Annotated in this window: 4 protein-coding genes and 2 pseudogenes; all 6 read right to left on the bottom strand. The window is 35.6% G+C overall.

Going from position 1 to position 5,042, the window contains the following annotated elements; all coding sequences use genetic code 11:
- Positions 1-82: 82 nt before the first annotated feature.
- Positions 83-832: a hypothetical protein gene (locus tag FTU82_RS15605; protein WP_180101622.1), complete on the bottom strand. Its 750-nt coding sequence runs from the start codon at positions 830-832 to the stop codon at positions 83-85.
- Entirely contained in the window at positions 823-2,037 is a 1,215-nt protein-coding gene (locus FTU82_RS15600) for an inovirus-type Gp2 protein (RefSeq protein WP_180101620.1), read from the bottom strand. Before FTU82_RS15600 ends, FTU82_RS15605 begins: the two co-directional genes overlap by 10 nt.
- Positions 2,038-2,510: 473 nt before the next feature.
- A complete protein-coding gene (locus FTU82_RS15595) occupies positions 2,511-2,777 on the bottom strand; it encodes an AlpA family transcriptional regulator (RefSeq protein ID WP_257222012.1) in 267 nt (88 codons plus the stop codon).
- Between the two features lie 378 nt (positions 2,778-3,155).
- A complete protein-coding gene (locus FTU82_RS15590; protein WP_180101618.1) occupies positions 3,156-4,364 on the bottom strand; it encodes a hypothetical protein in 1,209 nt (402 codons plus the stop codon).
- Positions 4,365-4,752: 388 nt separating this feature from the next.
- Positions 4,753-4,916: pseudogene (locus tag FTU82_RS15585) on the bottom strand (IS3 family transposase); the annotation flags it as partial.
- Between the two features lie 27 nt (positions 4,917-4,943).
- Positions 4,944-5,042: pseudogene (locus FTU82_RS15580) on the bottom strand (IS1 family transposase); the annotation flags it as partial.

Here is a 5,042-nt window from a genome sequence, read left to right as displayed (position 1 = left end):
TTGACTCAAGCATTAATGCAGTACGATCTTCAAAGTTAAGATGATGGTATGACAATTTTATATACTCCATAAACCCTTTAAATTAATTAGGTGGTTTATGTCGCACTTCAAGTTTTACTCTGCCCAGTTTGATGATTTCATTTGCACGCTCATTCAAGACATCATCAATATTCAGTTCGACAAAGCCATTGTATTGAGCTGCCTTATTCTGATCATTGACAGCCTTGCGCACAATAACAAGCGAATGAACTTCAAATAGAGGTGCTTTGTTGTAAACACTTTGAATAAACTCATCGTACTGTCTACCTAGTCGATTATATTGTTCTACCCACCGTGAGAATTTTCTTTGAAATTCACTTCTTGTGCACGTAACTTTCAAGTCGCTGAAATAAGAATCATATTGGTCTGTACATAGAGTTGAACCATCAAAAGACATGGAAAATAGTCTATGTTGATGCATCTTGAATAGTGTGACTTGTGCTAAAGGATTGAAAAACACATCTTTTGCAAAATCACCCCAAAGCGGATTGCACTGAATATTATGCACAATGGGTAAAAATGATGCACCAAATGGTGTCAGAAAACCGTATTGCGTTAGAGGATAACTCGTTGGTCTGAGTGAGCTCATTTTGAGTGCACGTCTGTACAGTATTTCTTTACCTGCTTTCCAGTAATCTGAAATTGCAAAGCAAGGAGGTATGGGTATGGTGATGTTCAGAGAATCAACATGTTGCGATTTTGGCTCAATTCCAGTGCTATGTGCAATGAACTTATTGGCTTCAAATGTTTCAATTGCACTATGATTCACTTTTTTTGGAGTAATTAAAGGCATTCGTTTTTCTCCATAGTATTAGCATGGGAATTTAAAAAAAGATCTGAGTCTGAATCGAGCTTTTTGCGAGGACGTCCAACCTTTGCCTTATTGGCATACGGATCTTTGAGCAGTTGACTCTTTTGCGTTCTACGCATATTATTTAAAGTCGAGAACCAAAAAAACTGATTAGACTTACAGGTGTACTTTATAACGTCGAAGAGATGCTCAATTTTCTCTTCATTATTCACGTGAACCATACCAATGGCACAGTTGCGATAGTTTTCTTTGTGGTAGTTACAAATGTAGGTGCAGCCCTGCCCAGCAGTAACTTCATCATTCCACACTCGTGCTATTTCTTTAGCAATTTTCATGTCTGCACGCCGATGGTTGCCGTCATAGAAGAAAAATGTGTGTATGTGAAATCCAGATCGAATCGAATACTCGAAACGCAAGAAGTATCCAAGTTTGTCTTTCAATAGGGCATTTCTATCCATTTTTTTCAGTAAAGCTTCGACGCATTGCTTCATGTACTCCAGGTCATGCTCAGAGTGAATTTCATCAATCTTGAAAAAATTCTTAGACAAGGTTTCGAGAGAGCGCTGGAGAGATAGATCCATACGGATAATCAGTAATCGTGTTGAACCAAAGGCAAAGAGATTCTTAACGAGTTCTATTCCACCCATATAGGCTTCACGGCATGTACGCTGCCGTTGGCGAAGTTTATTCTTAACTTCAGAACTATTAAAATTCTGACGTAATTTCTGAAAGAAGAGGTTAATCAGTTCAGCATATTCAACTGCTAATGTTCGGTCTTCAGAAGGAGCACAACCAAGTTCCATCTGGCAGAGCTGTTCTTCAGAAAATTGATCACGCGTTTTAAAAAAAACATCGAGTTCAATGCCAAGCGTAATTTTATCAATGGGTTCATATTTGAGGGATGCTAGAAAAGCAATCCAAATGTGCTGTAGCCAAGAATATGATGTCGCTTGATATCCATTAAAAAACTTTTTAACTTGCATGGCATCGCGAGTCGTATTCAAGGTAGCTTCAATTACTTTGATTACATCAAATAAAGGGGCGATGAAATTGTCCAATTTAGCCTGAACAATGACTTGGTTGATCCCATCAGTGTAGAAAGACTGACTGTAGTCATCAGGATGCACGGGAAGGATGCTGTGATAAGATGACTGCACTTTAATATTTTTTGCTAGTTCGGTACTCATTTTAGAATTTCTCTGTTGATGAGACTTGCCATTGAGAATTTGAGCGTAATCGTCCCTAAGACACTGTTTGAAGCAGTGTCTTTACGGGATTAGGAAGAAGGGATAAATATGAAAATCAGTCGTCTACACAGGTTTAAATAGCAACGTATGGTATCCACAAAATTATGATGCACCAGTGGTACCTAATATTGTGTAATCTCATTTGCTATAGACCAATCATTATTATTAATTCATGTACTGATCATATTGCGATGATCAGTACTTAATATACTTATACAGTCATGCTGACATTTTTCATCATGCTGGTATATACAAGTATATAAATCAATCTGATTGTATAACTATAAGTATATTAGATTGCATTGAATATATAAGTATTAGTTATAAATGATATAATAGCCGAAATTCACATACCTAGCCAATCCGATAAACTAAGCTCAAAAACGTAAGGGTAAGCCTGCGTTTATTAATCTTTAATTTTGGGGAGTTAGCGTACTTAATTGGATGTTATTGCGTGCTTTTGCTTTCGCTTCGATCCAGTTATTAATTTCCGACAAAAGCCATCGAGTCGCTCTTCCCACTTTGATAGGGGCTGGGAATGTAGGATCGTATCTTGAAGATTTTGGATTCATCCAATCGTAGAGGCTGGATCTGGATACATGGATCATCGAGGCTAACTGGGTCACTGGAATAAGCATTTCAGCGGTAGGGTTAGTAGTTAAAACTTGCTCAAACTTCATATTGTTTCTCCTGAACAGTACTAAGGTGTACTGTGAGTGTAAATTTAGAAGAATCAGTCAGAATAATAAAAAGTCGAAGCGAAGTTTATTTTAAGTTATTGATAATTGGTTGAATTTAAGCGTATAAAAATTTCGCTAAATTCAAGTATCTTAATTGAGAATCGTCTCAGCATTTTTATTGAAAAGCGAAGATTCAGATTCTAAAGGGATATTATCGTCATCTTCCGCAAAAAAAAATCAATGCCCGGTTATTGTTTCTTTCCCATTCTCAAGTACTTCCTCATAAGTAGCTCCAGCTTCAAAGCTGACTTGAAAAGCTGGGGTAATTACAATACAGGCATTTTTAGATCCCTTGGCTTCAAGTTTGAAGAAGGGTAATTATGGCTTTTGGGGTTTGGTTCCCTGACGTAGTTTATTGTACTTCTCACCTTGAAGCCATTCACATAAATTGTCCAAATTAATTTTAATCGTCGGATTCCTAAGCTCTGTAAAAAAACTCTGGTTTTCAAAGGTTGATATTTCATATTTGAGTTGTTTGATTTTATTGTTGCAATGTTTTATACGCGTTTGATAGTTATATATTTTCTTTTCTAATGTTTCCACGAAAGGTTGAATATCTAGTTCACTTGTTGGAGGGGGTGCGACGGCATAAATACTTGTATCTATTGCTCGGGAAGCACAATTTTGAACAATAAAATCGAATACTGTATTGTTGTTTGGATAAATCCTTGCAATATTTTTCAATATTGCAAGAGATTGTTCCAATGCTCGTTTCCTAGAATCAAGGTCTATAAGCCGTTCATAACAATGATTGATGACGAGGCTGTTAATTAAAATTCGTACTGTTCTATTTTTTATAAATGCGTTTTGGTGTTCTTCTTCTAAAAGTGATTCTTTTCGCAAATAATCGCCAACGTAAATATCTGCTCGTAATTTTTCTAAATAATCGATGACAAAGATTTTATACACATCTTTGACCAAATTACGTTCAAAAGTATCTTTTTTAGCTATCCCATTTTGCCTGTTAGTGAGAGTGGTTTGTAAATTTTTAGGTAATGAGTACATCAAATCAGTATTCAGTTCAAATAATAGGTCAAGCGTGGCGCTGTAATGATTCTTGGCTCTTTTAATGATTTCCTTATTTTCATTGGTCTTGGATTTTACTTTTGGATTGATAGCGATGCTTTGCGAGTTTTGTTTCTTTTTAATAAAGCTCAGATTAGCCTTAAGCTTTTTTAATTCTTCATCAAATTCTTTTTTAATGTCGAAAATAGTTGAAGCATTTTGTTTTAAAAGTGATAGTCCTGCCGGTGGTAGGGAGTTTTCAGGATTTTCCCAAAGGGAGTTCTTTATAATTGGATCATTGTTTGGTACCAATTTTTTAAATTGATGTACAGGTATATTTTTATTTTTTGTTGACTCGTTAGCTTTGAATAACTGTGGGTAAATTCTTTCAAAATACTTTAAGTATTCTGTCAGTTCCAATGCATAGGGTTGATCCAGTTTCAATTCAAGAAATGCACACAACTCTGTCAGGGTTTTTTCTTCCTTGTGGAGTGGATCTACACTATTTTTAATCATCATCATGCCGGGCACTAAGTGGACTATATTTGTTCAATAAGAAGAGATTTATACCTCAAAAAGCTAGCACTTTAAATTATATTTTTCAAAAGATTAGGGTGGAAATTAAGGATAATACATTTTCACTTGCTGTTTTACCCTTAAAATGACTCAAAATATAGGGAGATCGCTTAAAAAAATCATATAGAGAAATTTTTTGTTACAAAGAATACTATAGGATCAAATATTACGTTTTAGGATGACATAGTTTGCTATAAGACATTGTTTGTAAAGGATAATGAGTTTGACGACATGAGCTTAGAGCAAGTATATTGTAGACACTCAAGTTGCGCAGTTTCTTTAGGAGGAATGGGACTTTATTGCCTTAGGTGTGTGATTCATAGACATCATTTCAATATAATGGGTGTCTATGAACAGAGAAATCCACCATTATTTGTGTGGGCGGTCGAGCTCCGCCTGGGCGAAAAAAGCGGCTGCTTTACGTAGAATTTCATTCGCACGTTGCAGTTCTTTATTTTCACGTTCGAGTTGTTTGATACGTTCTTGATTTGAAAATTGGGTGGTGTTTCAAAAAGTATGCTGACATTAAATGAAGCCATTATTGATGTAAAAAAAGGTTAAGTCGAAAGCTTTAAAATGGTTTTCAATCTTTTTTGAAAAATTACAACTCCTTCTAAAACCGCG

The organism is Acinetobacter sp. YH12151 (genome assembly GCF_013418355.1).
GTDB classification, from domain to species: Bacteria; Pseudomonadota; Gammaproteobacteria; order Pseudomonadales; family Moraxellaceae; genus Acinetobacter; species Acinetobacter pseudolwoffii.
The sequence above is the reverse complement of the archived record's forward strand: the minus strand, read 5'-3'. Positions and strand labels throughout refer to the sequence as shown.